The organism is Kribbella aluminosa (assembly GCF_017876295.1).
Taxonomy (GTDB): Bacteria; Actinomycetota; Actinomycetes; order Propionibacteriales; family Kribbellaceae; genus Kribbella; species Kribbella aluminosa.
The window spans coordinates 3,648,235-3,664,641 of sequence record NZ_JAGINT010000002.1; the positions used below are offsets into that span (position 1 = coordinate 3,648,235).

20 protein-coding genes are annotated in these 16,407 nt (G+C 68.5%); 12 read left to right on the top strand and 8 right to left on the bottom strand.

Annotation, left to right across the window (positions count from 1 at the left end; translation table 11 throughout):
• Positions 1-92 precede the first annotated feature (92 nt).
• From JOF29_RS38520 to JOF29_RS38540, 5 genes are read left to right on the top strand one after another with little or no spacing between them, the layout of a single operon-like run.
• Positions 93-728: an O-methyltransferase gene (locus JOF29_RS38520; RefSeq protein ID WP_209699237.1), complete on the top strand. Its 636-nt coding sequence runs from the start codon at positions 93-95 to the stop codon at positions 726-728.
• Positions 725-1,369 carry an ABC transporter ATP-binding protein gene (locus tag JOF29_RS38525; protein ID WP_209699238.1) on the top strand — a complete coding sequence of 215 codons (645 nt, stop codon included), beginning with the start codon at positions 725-727 and terminating at the stop codon, positions 1,367-1,369. The genes JOF29_RS38520 and JOF29_RS38525 overlap by 4 nt, the downstream gene beginning before the upstream one ends.
• Positions 1,366-2,910 carry a DUF6297 family protein gene (locus tag JOF29_RS38530; protein WP_209699239.1) on the top strand — a complete coding sequence of 515 codons (1,545 nt, stop codon included), beginning with the start codon at positions 1,366-1,368 and terminating at the stop codon, positions 2,908-2,910. Before JOF29_RS38525 ends, JOF29_RS38530 begins: the two co-directional genes overlap by 4 nt.
• 51 nt (positions 2,911-2,961) lie before the next feature.
• A complete protein-coding gene (locus JOF29_RS38535; RefSeq protein ID WP_209699240.1) occupies positions 2,962-3,303 on the top strand; it encodes a PadR family transcriptional regulator in 342 nt (113 codons plus the stop codon).
• Complete coding sequence (locus tag JOF29_RS38540; protein WP_209699241.1) at positions 3,300-3,860, top strand: HAAS signaling domain-containing protein; 561 nt, start codon at positions 3,300-3,302, stop codon at positions 3,858-3,860. The genes JOF29_RS38535 and JOF29_RS38540 overlap by 4 nt, the downstream gene beginning before the upstream one ends.
• On the opposite strand, the gene JOF29_RS38545 is transcribed toward JOF29_RS38540, so the two are convergent.
• The 5 genes from JOF29_RS38545 to JOF29_RS38565 all read right to left on the bottom strand — a co-directional run bounded on the left by JOF29_RS38545 (position 3,848) and on the right by JOF29_RS38565 (position 6,625).
• Positions 3,848-4,153 carry a nucleoside triphosphate pyrophosphohydrolase family protein gene (locus JOF29_RS38545; RefSeq protein WP_209699242.1) on the bottom strand — a complete coding sequence of 102 codons (306 nt, stop codon included), beginning with the start codon at positions 4,151-4,153 and terminating at the stop codon, positions 3,848-3,850. The two genes, JOF29_RS38540 and JOF29_RS38545, sit on opposite strands and share 13 nt — an antisense overlap.
• Before the next feature lie 54 nt (positions 4,154-4,207).
• Positions 4,208-4,654: a peptidoglycan recognition protein family protein gene (locus JOF29_RS38550; protein ID WP_209699243.1), complete on the bottom strand. Its 447-nt coding sequence runs from the start codon at positions 4,652-4,654 to the stop codon at positions 4,208-4,210.
• A 103-nt stretch (positions 4,655-4,757) separates the two neighbouring features.
• Positions 4,758-5,180, bottom strand: a complete 423-nt coding sequence (locus JOF29_RS38555; RefSeq protein ID WP_209699244.1) for a MarR family winged helix-turn-helix transcriptional regulator — start codon at positions 5,178-5,180, stop codon at positions 4,758-4,760.
• Positions 5,177-5,545 carry a hypothetical protein gene (locus JOF29_RS38560; protein ID WP_209699245.1) on the bottom strand — a complete coding sequence of 123 codons (369 nt, stop codon included), beginning with the start codon at positions 5,543-5,545 and terminating at the stop codon, positions 5,177-5,179. The genes JOF29_RS38555 and JOF29_RS38560 overlap by 4 nt, the downstream gene beginning before the upstream one ends.
• 30 nt (positions 5,546-5,575) lie before the next feature.
• Entirely contained in the window at positions 5,576-6,625 is a 1,050-nt protein-coding gene (locus JOF29_RS38565) for an LLM class flavin-dependent oxidoreductase (RefSeq protein ID WP_245359851.1), read from the bottom strand.
• Positions 6,626-6,861: 236 nt separating this feature from the next.
• Here JOF29_RS38565 and JOF29_RS38570 point away from each other — a divergent pair, with 236 nt between their 5' ends.
• From JOF29_RS38570 to JOF29_RS38580, 4 genes are all read left to right on the top strand, one after another.
• Positions 6,862-8,121 (top strand): DUF2252 domain-containing protein, encoded by a 1,260-nt coding sequence (locus JOF29_RS38570; RefSeq protein ID WP_307863906.1) that lies wholly within the window; start codon positions 6,862-6,864, stop codon positions 8,119-8,121.
• A 52-nt stretch (positions 8,122-8,173) separates the two neighbouring features.
• On the top strand, positions 8,174-8,302 hold the full coding sequence (locus JOF29_RS45025; protein ID WP_281067471.1) for a hypothetical protein: 129 nt from the start codon (positions 8,174-8,176) through the stop codon (positions 8,300-8,302).
• A 141-nt stretch (positions 8,303-8,443) separates the two neighbouring features.
• A complete protein-coding gene (locus JOF29_RS38575) occupies positions 8,444-9,349 on the top strand; it encodes an aldo/keto reductase (RefSeq protein ID WP_245361070.1) in 906 nt (301 codons plus the stop codon).
• 88 nt (positions 9,350-9,437) lie between these two features.
• The gene (locus JOF29_RS38580; protein ID WP_209699247.1) at positions 9,438-11,330 is read left to right on the top strand and encodes a glycoside hydrolase family 76 protein; all 1,893 of its coding nucleotides are present in this window, start codon (positions 9,438-9,440) and stop codon (positions 11,328-11,330) included.
• Here the strand turns inward: JOF29_RS38580 and JOF29_RS38585 are convergent.
• Positions 11,327-11,896, bottom strand: coding sequence for a TetR/AcrR family transcriptional regulator (locus JOF29_RS38585; protein ID WP_209699248.1), 570 nt, complete (start codon positions 11,894-11,896; stop codon positions 11,327-11,329). The genes JOF29_RS38580 and JOF29_RS38585 overlap by 4 nt on opposite strands.
• Positions 11,897-11,984: 88 nt before the next feature.
• Between JOF29_RS38585 and JOF29_RS38590 the strand changes: the two genes are divergently transcribed.
• On the top strand, positions 11,985-12,875 hold the full coding sequence (locus JOF29_RS38590; RefSeq protein WP_209699249.1) for an aldo/keto reductase: 891 nt from the start codon (positions 11,985-11,987) through the stop codon (positions 12,873-12,875).
• A gap of 16 nt (positions 12,876-12,891) precedes the next feature.
• On the opposite strand, the gene JOF29_RS38595 is transcribed toward JOF29_RS38590, so the two are convergent.
• Complete coding sequence (locus JOF29_RS38595; protein WP_209699250.1) at positions 12,892-13,164, bottom strand: hypothetical protein; 273 nt, start codon at positions 13,162-13,164, stop codon at positions 12,892-12,894.
• 371 nt (positions 13,165-13,535) lie between these two features.
• On the opposite strand from JOF29_RS38595, the gene JOF29_RS38600 reads away from it, so the two are divergent.
• Both JOF29_RS38600 and JOF29_RS38605 read left to right on the top strand, forming a co-directional pair.
• Complete coding sequence (locus tag JOF29_RS38600) at positions 13,536-13,739, top strand: hypothetical protein (RefSeq protein ID WP_209699251.1); 204 nt, start codon at positions 13,536-13,538, stop codon at positions 13,737-13,739.
• The gene (locus tag JOF29_RS38605) at positions 13,736-13,897 is read left to right on the top strand and encodes a hypothetical protein (protein ID WP_209699252.1); all 162 of its coding nucleotides are present in this window, start codon (positions 13,736-13,738) and stop codon (positions 13,895-13,897) included. The genes JOF29_RS38600 and JOF29_RS38605 overlap by 4 nt, the downstream gene beginning before the upstream one ends.
• Before the next feature lie 163 nt (positions 13,898-14,060).
• Here JOF29_RS38605 and JOF29_RS38610 read toward each other — a convergent pair whose 3' ends face one another.
• Complete coding sequence (locus JOF29_RS38610) at positions 14,061-16,379, bottom strand: phage tail tape measure protein (RefSeq protein ID WP_209699253.1); 2,319 nt, start codon at positions 16,377-16,379, stop codon at positions 14,061-14,063.
• Positions 16,380-16,407 lie beyond the last annotated feature (28 nt).

A 16,407-nucleotide genomic window follows, 5' to 3' on the forward strand; every position in this document is an offset into this window, starting at 1 on the left:
TAATGCTCCCTCGGGTGGGGTGGGTGTCGGACGAACGAGCAACCCATAGAGACTACAAGGCGACGACTTAATACACGGAGGGCGGAACTCCCATGGGCCATCAGGTGCCGGTGACCGAGGAACTGCACGACTACATGCTCGCCCACGGGATGCCGCTGGACGAGATCGCGACCGAACTGCGCGCCGAGACCGAGCAGCTCGGCCGCCCCGCGGGCATGCTGACCACCGCGGACCAGGCCGGCCTGCTGACCACCCTGACCCGGTTGATCGGGGCCCGCCGGGCGGTCGAGATCGGGACCTTCACCGGGTTCTCGGCGCTGGCGATCTCCCGCGGGCTGCCGGCCGACGGCGAGCTGATCTGCCTGGACGTGTCCGACGAGTGGACCTCGATCGGGCGGAAGTACTGGGAGCGTGCCGGGGTGGCCGGCCGGATCGACCTGCGGATCGGCGACGCGCACGACTCGGTGGCGAAGCTCGACGGCGAGTTCGACCTCGCGTTCGTGGACGCCGACAAGGACTGGTACATCCAGTACTTCGAGGCCGTGCTGCCGCTGATCCGGCCGAACGGGCTGCTGCTGTTCGACAACACGCTGGCCGGCGGGCGGGTGGTGGACGCGGACGGACCGGCGGACCGCAAGGAGTTCAACGCGCACATCGCCGCGGACGACCGGGTCGACGTCATCATGCTCGGCATCGGCGACGGGCTGACGCTGGTCCGCAAGAAGTGAGCAAGAAGACGCCGCCGCGGCTCGCGGTCCAGGGGCTGCAGCACAAGTACGGCGACCGCCCGGTGATCGAGGGGCTGAACTTCACCCTCGCCGCCGGGAAGGCGATCGCGCTGGTCGGGCCGAACGGCGCCGGCAAGACGACCGTGCTCAAGTGCATCGTCGGTGCGGCGGCGCCGGCGGCCGGGAAGATCCTGCTCGACGGGCAGCCGATCGACGAACGTGCCGAAGCGGTACGGCGGGACGTCGCGACGCTGCTCGACGACCTGGACTTCTTCCCGGACCTGACCGCGGCCGAGCACCTCGACCTGCTCGCCCGCGCGCACGGCAACGCCGAACCGGAGGACCTGGTCGACACGATCCTGAACGACATCGGGCTGCTGCCCGCCGCCGACCAGCTGCCCGGGTCGCTGTCCTCGGGTCAGCGCCGCCGCCTCGCGCTGGCGACCGCGCTGGTCCGCCCGCGCAAGCTGATGGTGCTCGACGAGCCCGAGGCCCGGCTCGACACCGACGGTGTGCAGTGGCTGTCCGACCGGCTGGTCCAGGAGAAGAAGTCCGGTACGGCGATCCTGTTCGCCAGCCACGACCCCGGCCTGGTCGAGACGGTGGCGGACTCCGTCGTCACGCTCACCCCGCTGCCATGACCGCGGCGGACGAGCCGGTGGGGTTCGACGCGGCGGCATTCGGGGCGATCCCGTCGTCGCGGTCGCTGCGGCGGTGGATGCGGACGACCCGGCGCAAGCACGCGGACCGTTCGTTCGGGGAGATCTTCGAGGACGTGTACCTGGTCCTGTTCACGCTGGCGATGGCTGGCGCGACCGGCGGCAACGTCGTACGGCACCTGAACTCGAACGCCGCGACCTGTACGTCGTGGACCTGCGGCCAGGTCACCTCGTGGATCCCGTGGATCGTCCTGCCGTTGCTCCTGGCAACCACCCTCCGGGTACTGCTCGCAATCGGCCCGGTGTCGGCGTCCCGCGCCACGGGGTTCTGGTTGCTCGCCACCCCGGTCAACCGGGCCTCCCTGCTGCGACCGGCGTACCGGCTGGTGATCGCGACGGTCGCGGTGGTCGGCGTGCTCGTCGGCGCCCTGATCTGGGCACTGCTCGGCGCACCGGTGAGCCACATCCTCGAAGCCGCTGTGCTGATCGGTGCAGCGCTCGTGTGTGCGGCTGTCGCCACGGTGTGGGCACAGCAGACGGTACGGCGTACCTGGTGGACGTCGCGGGTCGCGGATCTGCTGCTGCTCGTCGCGGTGGTTCCGGCGGTGGCCCTCGCTGTGCGCCCCGGCCTCACGAAGCGTGCCTCGATGGAGACGATCGTCCTGACCTTCGAGGATCCACACCCTGCAGGCTTCGGTAGCAGCGGCGCGGTCCTGCTGCTGTCCGCGCTGGCTGTGGTGGTGTGCCTCGCGTCGGTGTTCGTCATGTCGCGGACGCTCGACCGGCTCGGGCGGATCAGCGTGATCGCCGGCGGCGAGTTGCTGGCCGGGCTGGCGGGCGCGGCGAGCAGTCTGGACGTCAGCATGCTCGGGGACGTGATCGCCGGGCGGCACTGGCGGCTGAAGGGGCGGGTTCGCTCGCACCGCGGCCGGGGCGCGAACGGTGCTGCGATCGTGCAGCGCGAGTTCCGCCGGATCCTCCGCTGGCCGCGCCGCCTCGCCGTTGCCTTCGCCTTGCTCGTGGTGCCGTACGCCGTGCACGGGGCCGGGTTCCACGTACTCGTTCCGATCGCGGCCGCCATCGCCGGGTTCATCGCCGTACGTCCGTTGCTCGACGGTCTGCGGACCGCGTGCCGCTCGACCGGACTGGTGCGTGCGCTCGGCTGGGATCTCCGCGACCTGCGGATCGTGATGGCCGTCGTGCCGGCGTTCACCACCGTCGTCTGGGCGGCCTGCGCGTACCCGGCGATCGGCAGCGCGGCGTCGACCTTCGCCGTTGCCGCGGGCATCATCTCCGGCACCGTCCGGCAGGCCTCCGCGCGGCCGCCGTCGTACGCCGGACCGCTCGTCACCTCGCCGATGGGCGCGATCCCGCCCGGGCTGTTCTCGCAGCCGGCCCGCGGGTTCGACCTGCTGGTGGTCTGCCTGGCGCCGGTGCTGCTCAACCTGCCCAACCTCTGGGTGACGATCATCCCGGCCGTCGTACTGATGCTGATGTTCAGCGTCCGGCCGAAGACCGCCTGACGGATCAGGCGTCCTTGCCGGATCCTGGCGCGAACAGGTACCTTGTGTCGCATGGTAGCGGAGAAGGTCTTCACGCAGCTGCGCCGCGGGACGCTCGAGTACTGCGTGCTGGCGCTGTTGCAGGGAGAGCCCCGTTACGGTTTCGAGTTGGTCAAGGCGCTCGGTGAGGTCGACGGACTGGTCACCACCGAAGGCACGATCTACCCACTCCTCGCGCGGTTGCGGCGCGAGGGGCTGGTGGAGACGAGCTGGCAGGAGTCCGGGTCCGGCCCACCGCGGCGCTACTACACATCGACACCCGAGGGCAGCCGGGCACTGGCCGAGTTCACCGCGGACTGGCAACGGTTCTGTACGTCGGTCGACAAGATCTTGCAGAGTGGGAGACGGGGATGAGCATGGAACTGGACAGCGATCGCCTGGTCGACGCGTACCTGAACGAGCTGGCCACGGAGGCCGCGGAGCTGCCGGCCGGACGGCGCGACGAGTTGCTCGCCGACATGAAGGCGCACATCGCCGAGGCGCGTGCGGGCGGTGCGACGTCCGAGGACGAGATCCGCGAGGTGCTGCAGCGGCTCGGCCGGCCGAGCGAGATCGTCGCCGCAGCCACCGACGGCCTGGTGCGGGTCGAGATCCCGCCGCGGCTGCGCCCGCAGGACTTCGTCGCGGTCGGGCTGCTGCTGGTCGCGCCGTACCTGCTGTCGGTCAGCTGGCTGGTGGCCGTGATCGGGTGGGGGATCGGCCTCGGACTGCTCTGGACGTCGAACCGCTGGACCGCGATCTGGAAGCTGATCGGCACCCTGTCCTGGCCGCTCGGGTACGCCGCGGCGCTGGTGCTGGATATGTTCTTCCAGGCCCCGATCCAGGTCAGCCTGGTGGCCGACACAGTGGTCTCGCTCGGGCTGATCGTCGCCCTGGCGCTGAACGCCCGCGCGCCGCGTCAGGCTTCGTAGACCAGCCACTTGCGGTCGATCTCGGCTGGGAGATCGACGTCGTGCTGTTTCGCGAACAGCAGCAGCTGGCACAGTACGTCGGCGAACTCCCGGTGGAACGTGTCGCGGATCTGGTCCGCGGTCGAGCCCTTCGTGCGGGCCCGGCCGGTGTGCTGGAGGTAGGCCTGGGTGAGCTCGCCGACCTCCTCCTGGAGTTTGAGCAGGAACCAGTCTGGGTCGCGCTCGAAGCCGAGGTGCTCGCCGTAGCCGACCGAGATCTTCTCCAGCCGGTCCTGCAGTTGCTTGAGATCCACCCGGACAGCAAACCAGGCCCCACCGACAGAATGTCCGTGGGGCCTGGGTCCGGGCTACTTGGCTTCGTCGACCGCCGGGAACGGATCGAGAGCCTGGTCCTCGAGCTTCGGGTCGGTGTTCGGGTCCGGAACCTCGGGCTCCTGCTGGGCCGGCGCGTCGGCCGCGAGGTTCTTCGGGGCGGTGGCCCAGACCGCGGCGGCCGCGCGGGCGGCGTCGCCGTTCGCGCCGGACTTGGTGCGCATCCCGCGCAGGGTCCAGGCCCGGCCTTCCTGGTCGACGGCGATCTGGTACGCGATGTCCGACCAGCCGCGGGTGTCCATGTGGTAGTCCTGCCAGCCACGCAACGCGGACGCGACCGCCGCCTTGGTGTGGATGACCTTCGTCGAGCCGGTGCCCGGCCAGTGGATGACCGCGCCGTCGACGTGGGACGCGATCAGGTTGCCCGGCCCGGCGTTCGGGGGTCGCGCGTTCCACACCGACCGGGGCAGATATTCGACCATCTGTGCTCCTCACATGCCTCACAGCGCCACATACCCACTGCTGGCGCTCGGTAATCGGTCGATCACAGTCGGCATGCGGCAGTCGAGCGGTGATCACATCCAATCAGTGCGAGGGGTGCGACCGTTCGAGAAGACTCAGCAGGTCCCGGCGGAACTGGGTACGACGACGCTCGCTCCAGCCTGTGGTGAGTTGCTCGAACACCTCCTCCTGCCAGGCATGCGCCTGCTCGAGCAACTCGAGCCCGGCGTCCGTGACGCTCACCTCACGCCGACGCGCATCGCCGTCCGCGGCTCGCAGTTCGAGATAGCCGGCGGCCGTCGCCTCCTTCACCATCCGGGATGCCCCGCTCTGGTCGATCCCGATCTCGTGCGCGACCGCGTTGATCGTCGCGGCCCGCCGCCCGCTCACGGCGTACACGGACTCGACCACCAGGACGAGCCGCCCCTGCTCGGCGACTTCTGGCGCCGTACGTCGTGACCAGTGCCGGACGAACTCGAACAGCACCTGCCCCGGTCCCGCGCTCATTCGGTGGCGGCCAGCTCGCGGCAGATGTACGCCAACTCCAAGGCCCGCTGGAGATCCGGCAACCGCAACGCGGCCGACACCTTGTCTCCGGTCACCCGGAAGACGGTCGCGACCCGCGTCGGCGCCGCGCTCTCCGGCCAGGTCGCGTCCTCCTCGACGACCATCATCCGCTCGCTGATCGGGTGCCACGAGCGCGGCATCAGCTTGATGCCCGACCTCTCCACCCAGTCCGCGAACCCGTCCGGTGTGATCGGCCCGGCGCCCTTCGGCCCGAGCACCACCACCGGATCAGTCACCACACCGGTGACGGCCTGCCGCTCGTTCACGCGGTGATGCCAGCGATTGATTGCTCCCTCGAGGTCCATGGCCGCGACTATATGCGATTCGCATAGAACTCAGGTGAGCAGCGGGAGCAGCTGGTCGCCGATGCGGACGGTCTCGTCGCGGTACGGGGTGTCGGAGAGGATGAAGTGGGTGATGCCGAGGTCGCGGTAGCGGCGGAGGGACTTCGCGACGTCGTCGGGGGAGCCGACCAGCCAGGTGGTGCCGGCGCCGCCACCGCCGTACTTGCCAGGGGCGGTGTACAGGTTGTCGTCGAGCACCTCGCCGCGTTCGGCGAGTTCGAGGAGACGCTGCTGACCGACGGCTTTCACCCGGAGCGGATCCCGGTAGCCGGGCGCGTCCGCCATCTGCGCGACCTTCGCCTCGGCGTCGGCCCACGCCTCCTCGGTGGTGTCGCGGACGAGCGTGGTGATCCGCAGCCCGAACTCCAGCGGCGGGTGCTCGCGGCCGAGCTCACCCTCCAGCTCCCGCAGCTTCGCGATCCGGGCCGCGACGCCGTCGAGCGGCTCACCCCAGAAGAGTTGTACGTCGGCATCGGTCGCGGCGACGCGTTGTGCCGCGTCGGAGGCGCCACCGAAGTACAGCGTGGGATGCGGGCGGCCTTCCCGTACGACGGGCCGGGTGGCGACGGTGGATCCGCTGACCGAGAAGTACTCGCCGTCGTACGTCACGTCCTCCGCGGTCCACAATCGCCGTACCAGTTGGAGAAACTCCTTCGTCCGGGCGTAGCGCTGCGGCTGGTCGCCCTCGCTGTCGCCGTACGCGGCGAGGTTGTCCTGGCCGGAGACGATGTTGATCAGCAGCCGTCCGCCGGTGAGCTGGTCGAGCGTGCTCGCGGCGGACGCGAAGTGCGCCGGATGCCAGTACCCGGGGCGGATCGCGGCCAGCGGCTGGAACGTCGTCGTACGGGCGGCGAGTGCGGTCGCGACCGTGAGCGTGTCCGGCCGGCCCCAGCCGGTGCCGAGCAGCGCGCCGGACCAGCCGTGGTCCTCGGTCAGGCGGGCGAGCTCGGTCAGCCGATCGATGCTGTTGTGTCCCTGGACGGTGTCGTCCCCGCGATGACCGGGGTCGACCTGGTTCGGGATGTACCAGAGGAAAGTCATGGTCAGCAGGGTAAGTCTATTTGATTAGTCGACTTTGGGTGTCTCGGGACGTGGTCCGCGGCGGCGCCGGTGAATCGTGGGACGCTGAGTTCATGGACGAGCAGCTGACGGCGGCGGAGCGGGCGGCGCGGGGCAAAGCCGTACGCTAGAAGGTCCCGCTCGAGGCGCACGCGGAGGTCCGGCTGAGTGCGACCCGGGACCCTGTTGGGCTGTTGCTCACGCAGGCCGAGGGACGGGTGCCCGCGCTGGTGCCGATCCGGCACGGGCGGATGCTGGTGTCGCCGTTCACGTTCTACCGCGGCGCGGCTCTGGTGATGGCGGCGGATCTTGCGGAGACCACGCCGACCGGTCTCGATGTCCAGCTGTGCGGGGATGCGCATCTGTCGAACTTCGGTGCGTACGCGTCGCCTGATCGGCGGCTGGTGTTCGACATCAACGACTTCGACGAGACGCTGCCGGGGCCGTTCGAGTGGGACGTGAAACGGCTGGCGGCGAGCTTCGTCGTGGCCGGGCGTGACAACGGGTTCAGTTCGAAGCAGTGCCGGACGGTCGTGGAGACCGTCGTGCGGCACTACCGGGAGGCGATGCGGGAGTTCGCCGGTCAGCCGATCCTGGCGGTCTGGTACGCGCGGCTCGACATCGAGGAGCTCGTCCAGCGGTACAAGGCGACGGCGACGTCGGGCGGGCGGAAGGAGCTGAAGGCGGCCGAGGGGAAGCTGGCGAAGGCGTACACGCGGAACAGCATGCAGGCGATCGGCAAGCTCACCTCGTCGGTCGACGGGCGCCGGCGGATCGTCTCGGACCCGCCGTTGGTCGTCCCGATGGAGGAACTCACCGACATCGACGGGCCGGTGGTGCTCGGCCAGCTGCAGCAACTCGTCGAGGGGTACCGCGGCACGCTGCAGCAGGACCGGCGGCACCTCCTCGACAACTACCGGCTCACCGACGTCGCCCACAAGGTCGTCGGCGTCGGCAGCGTCGGTACCCGCGCGTGGATCATGCTGCTGGAGTCGACGAACGCCGACGAGGCACTTCTCCTCCAGGCCAAGCAGGCCGGACCGTCCGCGCTGTCGACGTACGCCGTCCCGCCCGCAACGCTGAGGCACGCGAACCAGGGCGAACGCGTGGTCGCCGGGCAACGCCTGATGCAGGCCGCCAGCGACATCTTCCTCGGCTGGCTCCGCGCCGACACGGCCGACGGCGAACAGGACTACTACGTCCGCCAGCTCCGCGACTGGAAACTCTCCGCCGACATCGATTCCCTCAACCCCGAAGCCATGACCCTGTACGCCCGCCTCTGCGGCTGGACCCTGGCCCGAGCCCACGCCGGCTCCGGCGACCGCCTCGCCCTGGCCGCGTACCTGGGCAAATCCACCCGCTTCGACCAGGCCATCTCCACCTTCGCCACCACCTACGCCAACCTCAACCAGACCGACCACCAAACCTTCACCCAGGCCGCCCACTCCGGCCGAATCCAGGCCCGGCCCGGCGTCTGACTCGGCCGACCTGTAACGCAGAGTGCCGAACGACCGATGTAGTGCCATGCAGATGAGGCACCGCCAGTCCGTCGGTGTCTGGCTCGGGCTGCCGCTGGTGACGCTCGGGATGTACCACCTGGTCGTACGGCGACGTTCCGGTCGCGCTCTACGCCTGACTGAGTACCGCAACTTGTCGTGATCATGAGGAATCCTTGTTGGACGCCGGTGCGGGACGTGGGGAGGATGCTGGAAACGTTCCCGTTCTGGCGGAGATTCTGATGGCTCGGAGGTTCTGATGGCTCGGCGGTCGATCGGTGAGATGGAAGTCAGCGCTCTCGGGATGGGGTGCTGGGCTATTGGTGGGCCGCATGCCCGGCAGGGGAGTCCGGTTGGGTGGGGTGTCATAGACGACGGGGAGTCGATGCGGGCGCTGCGACGGGGGTACGAGCTGGGGGTTACGTTCTTCGACACGGCCGATGTTTACGGGTGTGGGCACAGTGAGAGGTTGATCGCGGCGGCGCTCGGGGAGGTGCGGGACGAGATCGTGATCGCGTCGAAGGCGGGGTACACGTATGTCGAGGAGACTCGGGAGGCGCCGGGTGAGAACGGCGATCCGGAGTACATCCGGTGGGCGTGTGAGGAGTCGTTGCGGCGGTTGAACACGGACCGGATCGACCTGTACCAGTTCCACCTCGGCGGTTACGACGTGGCGAAGGCGGACGACGTGCTTGCGGTGTTCGAGGAACTGGTTGCTGCGGGCAAGGTTCGCGCGATCGGGTGGAGTACGGACGACCCGGAGCGGGCCGCGGTGTTCGCGAGAAGCCCGCACTGTAAGGCGATCCAGCAGCACTTCAACGTGTTCGGCGGTAACGCGGACGTGCTCGCGCTGTGCGAGGAGCGCGGGCTGGCGAGCATCGTACGCGGTCCGCTCGGGATGGGGCTGCTGACCGGGAAGTTCGCCGCGGACAGCACCCTGCCGGCCGACGACGTACGGCACGGGTGGGACTTCCGGACCGGTGACCAGGCCGAGTCGCTGCGCCGGCTGGACGCGATCCGGGACGTGCTGACCTCGGACGGGCGGACGCTCGCGCAGGGTGCGCTCGGTTGGCTGTGGGGTCGTAGCGAGTCCTTCGTGCCGATCCCCGGGTTCAAGACGGTCGCGCAGGTGGAGGAGAACGCGGGCGCTCTGCGGCACGGTCCGCTCGCGCCGGCTCAGCTCAAGCAGATTGTTGACATTCTGCAGTAGGCGCGACCCATTGACATCGTTGTCTGGCGCGACGACCATTCTTCCTCGAAGCTCGGTGAAACGTTTCCAAGCTCGAGGAGATCCGCCCATGCCCGTCCGTCGTCGTACCTTCCGTCTACTTCTCGCAGGGGCGGTGACGCTCGCCCTCGGGCTGGTGTCGCCACCGGCCGGCGCGAGTCCCGGCCAGGCTGCGTCCGGCCCGGCTGCGTCCGGCCCGGCCGCGGTCGCCCGGGCCAGGGTCGCCGCCGACCAGCTGATGAGTTCCTACGAACCGAACAAGGCCTGGTTCCCGTCGAGCTGGTGGAACTCGGCTGTCGCATTGCAGACAATCGGCGATTACATGCAGCGCACCGGCGACCGCCGCTACCTGCCGCAGCTGGACAACACGTTCGAGAAGGACAAGGGCGCGTTCCCGGCCGGGTACCTGTCCGGCGACGAACTGCTCGGCAACTTCACCAGTCGCGCGATCGACGACTCCGAGTGGTGGGGCCTCACCTGGGTGCAGGCGTACGACGTGACCAAGAACCCGAAGTACCTCGACATGGCGGTGAAGATCGCGGAGTACGTCGAGGGCTACTGGGACCCGGGCTCCTGCGGCGGCGGCGTCTGGTGGAACGCGGAACGTACGTACAAGAACGCCGTCACCAACGGCCTCTGGATCCGCCTCACCGCCGAACTGCACAACCGGATGCCGCACGACACCCGCTGGCTCGGCCGCGCGCAGGAGGGCTGGAACTGGTTCACCAGCAGCGGCATGATCAACTCCGCCGGCCTGGTGAACGACGGACTGAAGGGCAACTGCCAGAGCAACGGTGACACGGTCTGGAGCTACAATCAGGGCCTCGCGATCGGCGCCGGTCTCGAACTGTGGCGGGCGACCCACGACCCGAAACTGCTGACGACGGTACGCCGGCTCGCGGACGCCGCGATCGCTCCGGGCGGACTCGTCACCGACGGCGTACTGGCGGAGTACTGCGATGCGCCGAGCCGGACGTGTGACGACAACGGCAAGCAGTTCAAGGGCATCTTCATGCGGTACTGGACGGACCTCGCCGACACCACGCACGACCGCCGCTACACCGACTTCGTCGCCCAGCAGGCCGCCACGGTCTGGGACAACGACCGGGACGCGTCCGACCGGCTGGGGGAGCGGTGGTCCGGACAGACCCCGAACGTCTTCGACTGGCGTACCCAGGCCAGTGCACTGAGTGCGTTGCTCGCCGCGGTACCGGCGAGGCCGCCGGTCCGGTCGTTGTCCGCGACAACCGATCCGGCATTGCCGGTCGTGATGCCCGCGACCGGTGCCGGCACTCATCTGAAGGTGACGGTCGACGTCCAGGCAACCGGCCCGGCCGGCGATCGGATCACGGCGAACGTCCAAGCGGCCGCCCCGTCAGGCTGGACGGTGACCCCTGCGCGAGCGACCGTGACCCTGAAGACCCGCGGCAACGCCGTACCCGTGCACGACGCGGTGCAGCTCGACGTGACGATTCCCGCCGGTACGCCGGACGGTTCGCACTCGGTGACCGCGACGGTGACGTCCGGTCCGCTGCTCTCGTACAGCACCCGGTCCGACATCCTGATCGCCCACAAGGCCGACTTCGACACCGGTACGTCCGCCGAGACCCCGTGGCTGCACGACGCCGACGGGTCGCAGAGCAACGGCGTACAGAACCGGTTCGCGGACGGGCACTCGTACTTCGTCTACCGCTTCCCGTTCCCGTCGGACGCGAAGTCTGCATCCGTATTGTTGACAATCGACAACGAGTTCCTCGTCCAACTCAGCGGCGACGGGCAGACCTGGACCACGGTCGCCACCGAGACGAACCCGTACCACGACGGCCAGAACAAGGCCGACCGCACCTTCGACCTCACCCCGTACCTCGGCGCCGGCAAGGCCGGCTACGTCCGGATCTCCGACTCCTTCCCGGACGACGGCTGGGGCGGCCGCGTCTACCACGTCACCGCGACGTACAACTAACGCGGACGCAGTCCGTCGACCAGTAGCGCGAGCAGACGCTGTGTCTGCTCGCGCTGCTGGTCCGGGTCGGCGGCGATGACCGCGCCGGCCATCGCGGCGACGACATCACCCGGAGGTACGTCGGAGCGGAAGATGCCGGCCGCCGCGCCCGCCTGCATGAACGGCGCGACGGCGGCGGTGAGCCGTGCGCGGGTGTCGGTCTGCGTGACGGCGCCCGAGGCGACCATGGTGCGCAGATCGTTGCCCATGGCCCGCTTCGACTCGACGAAGTTCGAGTAGCGGCGCATCCAGGCGAGCAGCGCCTCGTCCGCGGCTCCCGCGGCCGCCATCGCGGGGGCGACGTCGCACAGCCGGGTCAGCTCCTGGTGGTAGACCGCTCCGAGAAGCGCCTCCCGGTTCGGGAAGTGGCGGTACAGCGTGGCGACACCGACCCGGGCTCGCGCGGCCACCTTGTCCAGGGAGAGCCGGGCGGGCTCGCCGTCCCGCGCGGCCAGGGCAAGATCGGCCAGCTCGGCACCGGCGGCCGCCACCACCTGCGCGCGCTTGCGCGCCGCGTCCGCACGCATAAGTGGAGAAACCTCCGGTTAGTGCTATCGTCGACGAAATGGAGAAACCTCCACTTCTGTCCACGACTCTACCTGAGGACATCCGCTGATGACATCGCAACGGCCCGGTGGCACCGTCAAGCTCGGGCAGCACGAGATCGCCAGGATCGGGTACGGCGCCATGCAGCTCGAACACCTGGACACGGCGGCCGCGAGCGCCGTACTGCGTCGCGCTGTCGAGCTCGGCATCAACCATCTCGACACGGCCTCGTTCTATGGGCACACGACCGTGAACGCGCACATCCGGGCTGCCCTGCATCCGTATCCCGGCGACCTCGTCATCGTGAGCAAGGTCGGCGCTCGCCGGGTGGACGCGCCGGTGCCGCTGACCTTGGCGCAACGCCCGGAGGACCTGCGCGAGCAGGTCCACCTCGACCTCACGTCGCTGGGCCTCGAACAGGTGCCGGTGGTCAACCTCCGCCGCGCCGACCAGGGCCCGGGCCTGATCGCCGAGGGGGACCAGGTCGTTCCGCTCGACGATCAGCTCGCCGAACTGATTGCCCTCCGCAACGAAGGGCTGATCGGCGCGATCGGCCTGAGCAACGTCAGCACCGAGCAGCTGACGCAGGCGCTGCCGGCCGGGATCGTCTGCGTGCAGAATGTCTACAATCTGCTCGACCGCTCGTCCGAGGACCAGCTCGCGCTCTGCGCCGCGCACGACATCGCCTGGATCCCGTACTTCCCGCTCGGCTCGGCCTTCGCCGGCACGCCGCCGTTCGAACATCTCCCGGTCCCCACCGAGCACCCCGTCGTACGGCGCCGCGCCGACCGGTTGGCGACCACGCCGGCCGCCGTCTGCCTCGCCTGGATCCTTGCCCACGACAACCACACGGCCCTGATCCCCGGCACCCGCAGCGTCTCCCACCTCGAGGACAACGTCCGTACGGCCGACGTCCACCTGGACGCCGACGCCCTCGCGGAACTCGACAACCTGTCCTGAACCGGGGGTGCGAGTTCTAGTCAGCGGACGCTCGGCGCGCAGTTCCGCGGTGCAGGGCCATGGTGGCCGCCGAGGGGTCGAGAAGGGACGTGCCGAGCCAGCATCCGGTGGTCACGTCCGTCAGCGACGGGTGCAGCGAATGACCGAGTACGTCGGTGTGCAGGAAGGTCCGACGTGCGCCGTCGATCAGCGGCCCGTAAGCCACCTCCTGGGCATGGGCAAGCCGCTCGACCAGCGGGCTTTCGCCAACCGCGCGGACTGCGCGTTGCGGCAGGGATCTCGGCGCCACGCCCTCAAGATAGCGTCCGGCCGCGGCCCCCGGAACACTGAAACGGCGGCCGACCTGGAGAGAAAGGCTCTCCGAGGCCAGCCGCCGTTCAGCGGGCTATGCGACTCACACGTCGTAGTAGAGCTCGAACTGTTACCGCACCGTTGGCAGTCGTTGGTTGTCAGCGGCAATGTGCCCGTGACCTGGGCACTCACGGTTTGTCAGCGTTGGCTGACGATGGTCTCAGACTGCTGTCTGACGGAACACGGACGGAACAGCGGAGCCGCGGGCCACCTCCGGATCGGTCTACCTCAGCCCCTAAAAACTGAGCGGCCCCCGCAGGTGCAGGAACACCGAGCGAGGGCCTCGACCGAACCCCAGGAGGTTCGACCGTGAGCAACAAGGTACCGAACGAGGGACTACCGAGCTACAACTTCGAGACCGCGACCGAGAGCGAGCGGTGGGCGTACGACCAGGGGTACGAGACCGGCTGGCAGGCTCGCAACACGGAACTGCTGGACAGTCTCGACAGCGCCATGCAACGGCTGGTCGACGAGATGCGGCGCACGCTCGCGGACATGCGGGCGCAGTCGTGAACGGCAAGGTGACCGTGACCCGCGGAGAGTTGGACCGGGTACGAGCGCTGATCGTCGAGGCTATCGGCATGCTCGAGGAGCTGATCGAGCGGCAGGAGACGCGGTCGGTCGAGACCGATGAGAAGGGCTGGCCGCTGCTCGGGGGTGACGAGTCGTGATCGCCGATCAGATCCGGGTATCCATGCCTCTGCTCGAGCAGATCCTGATCTGCGGTGGATCGTTCGTCCTGGGCTGGTGTGTGGGGTACTGGACCGCCAGGTGACCCGAGCCCTGTAATGCTCTCAGACCGCCACCAGTGACCTACTGGTGGCGGTTCTGCGTTCAGAGGTTGAGTGCCCGGTTGCCGGTGGTGACCTTGTAGGCCTTGAGTGCCCGCAGGATCTCCCTACCGGTCCCCACGGGGTCACCGCCGACAGGGACGGTGACATAGATGTTGATGTCTCCGCCGTGCTGGCGGTTCAAGGCGGCCGGGATCACCGCCTCACCCTTGTGGAGATAGGCGAACTGGTCCTCGGGGACGTAGTTGGTGCCGTGCTTGTAACCGCCACTGCGGTTCCAGCCGGCGGGGCCGGAACCGTACCTCGAGATCGTGTACTTGATCGCGGCGTAGATGTTCGCGAACGGGTCGTAGATCCCGCGGCTGCGGTACGCGCCCGCGTAGGCGTTGAAGGTCGGGCCGATGGTCTGCATCAGGCCGATCGACGGCGTACCGGCCTTGGCGTTGGAGTCCCACAGGTTGATCGCCCGCGGGTTACCGCCGGACTCCTGGTTCATCCGCCGCAGCAGGGAGCCCAGCCACGACGACGGAGCGCCCGCAGCAGTGAGGGCAGCGAGGGCGACCGCGCTCCACCGCTGCACACCCGAACCGGCTCCCGCAGCGCTCGAGGCACTTGCGGAAGCTTGGGTGAGGGTCTTGGCGAACATGGCCGCGAACGGCCCGGCCATCGACGCCGCATGTGCCTCGACCGCCTTGGCGGTACCGGCGGTGCTGGGGATCGCGGTCCGCATGTGCAGGCCTGGGCTTCCGCCGGTGGCGAAGCCGGGGATGATCGTGGCGGTGCCGTTGTTGACCGACGCCATCGCGTGATCGCCGTACTTCTTCGTCGAACTGGTCTTGATCACCCATTCGCCGTTGGACAGCGCCCACACCCCGGCCGTGTCGGAGGTGCCGGTGCCATGACCTCGGATCGGTCCACCTGTCGCGTTGCGGCCAGGCGTCGAGCTGCCGGGCAGCATGGTCCGTGAGATGCCACCGGAGGTGTAGGTGAGCGCCACCGTGACGGTCTGGTCCTTCACCCCGGCCAGCGCGTTGTTCACCGAGTCGCGGAAGGTGTTGAAGTGGCTCGCTGCCGCCTTCAGTGCGGGGCCGATCTTCGGTACCCAGCCGAAGGCGTTGGCGGCGCCGTTGATCATGGCGCCGACGAAATCGAGGAAGCGGGCGACGACGAATGCCAGCGCCGCTCGAGCGGGTTCCTTGATGGCGTTGAAGACGCCCTTCAGGATCGCGCCCCAGGCCTGCACCTTCTGCCACACCGTCGTCACCACGAACACGAAGGCGTTGAAGATCGGGTGCAGGAAAGTGTTCCACCAGGACAACGCGGTGTCCCTGATGGCGTTGAAGACGGTGATGACGATGGTGCGGAAGGTCTGCGAGTGCTTCCAGGCGTAGATCAGGCCGACAACCAGCAGGCCGAGGGCGATGACTACGAGACCGATCGGGTTGGCGGTCAGGACGGCGTCCAGGACGCCCTGCACCACGGTCCAAGCCTTGATCCCGGCGACCAGGATCACGATCCCCTTCGCGACCTTGCCGACCATATCCTTGTGGGTCGACATAAATCCGGTGATCCTCGTGACGAACGGGATCACCTTGTCACGCAGCATCGCGACGAACTTGTTCAGGATCGGGAGGATCTGCGCCCCGAACTGGACCTTCAGGCCGTCCAGGGTCGCGTTCCACTCCCGCTGGCCGGCCTTCGACTTCTTCAGCGCGTCGAGGTTGGCGCCGGTCAGGGTGAGACCGTACTTGTCGGTCTGCTTCATCAGATCTTCGATGCCGGTCTTGCCCTTGTTCAGGAACGGGATCATGTCCGCGCCCGACTTCCCGAACAGCTTCATGGCCAGCGCGGTCTTCTCCGCGCCGTTCGGCATCGCCTTGAACTTGTCCGCCAGCTCAGGCAGGACAGTGGTCATCGGCAAGATGTGGCCGTGAGCGTCACGGAAGTTGAAGCCCAGTTGCAGGATCATCGCCGAGGCCTTCTTGCCGCCGTCGTTGGACGCGACCAGCGCCTTCTCGAACTTGCCGGTGGACTTCGAGAGAGTGTCGAAGCCCACGCCGGACTGTTCCGCCGCGAACCGGAGCCGGGATGCCTGTTCGGCTGTGCCGCCCATGACCCGTTGCAGGCCCATGACCTGCCCGCCGACTTCCTTGAACTTGTCGACCGAGGCCTTACCGAAGCCGACGACAGCAGCACCTACGGCCACGGTGGCAGCGATGCCGGCCGCCTTGAACTTGTCGAACCCGCCGCTCGAGCGCTGCGCCTGGTCGCCGGTATGCCGCAGCTCACCGGCGACCTTCTTCAGCGTGTCCGAGGCCCGGTCGTTCGCGATGATGTCCATCGCGATTTTGGAAATGGGCATCCCGCCCCGCCTTTCTGTAGCGGAGTGC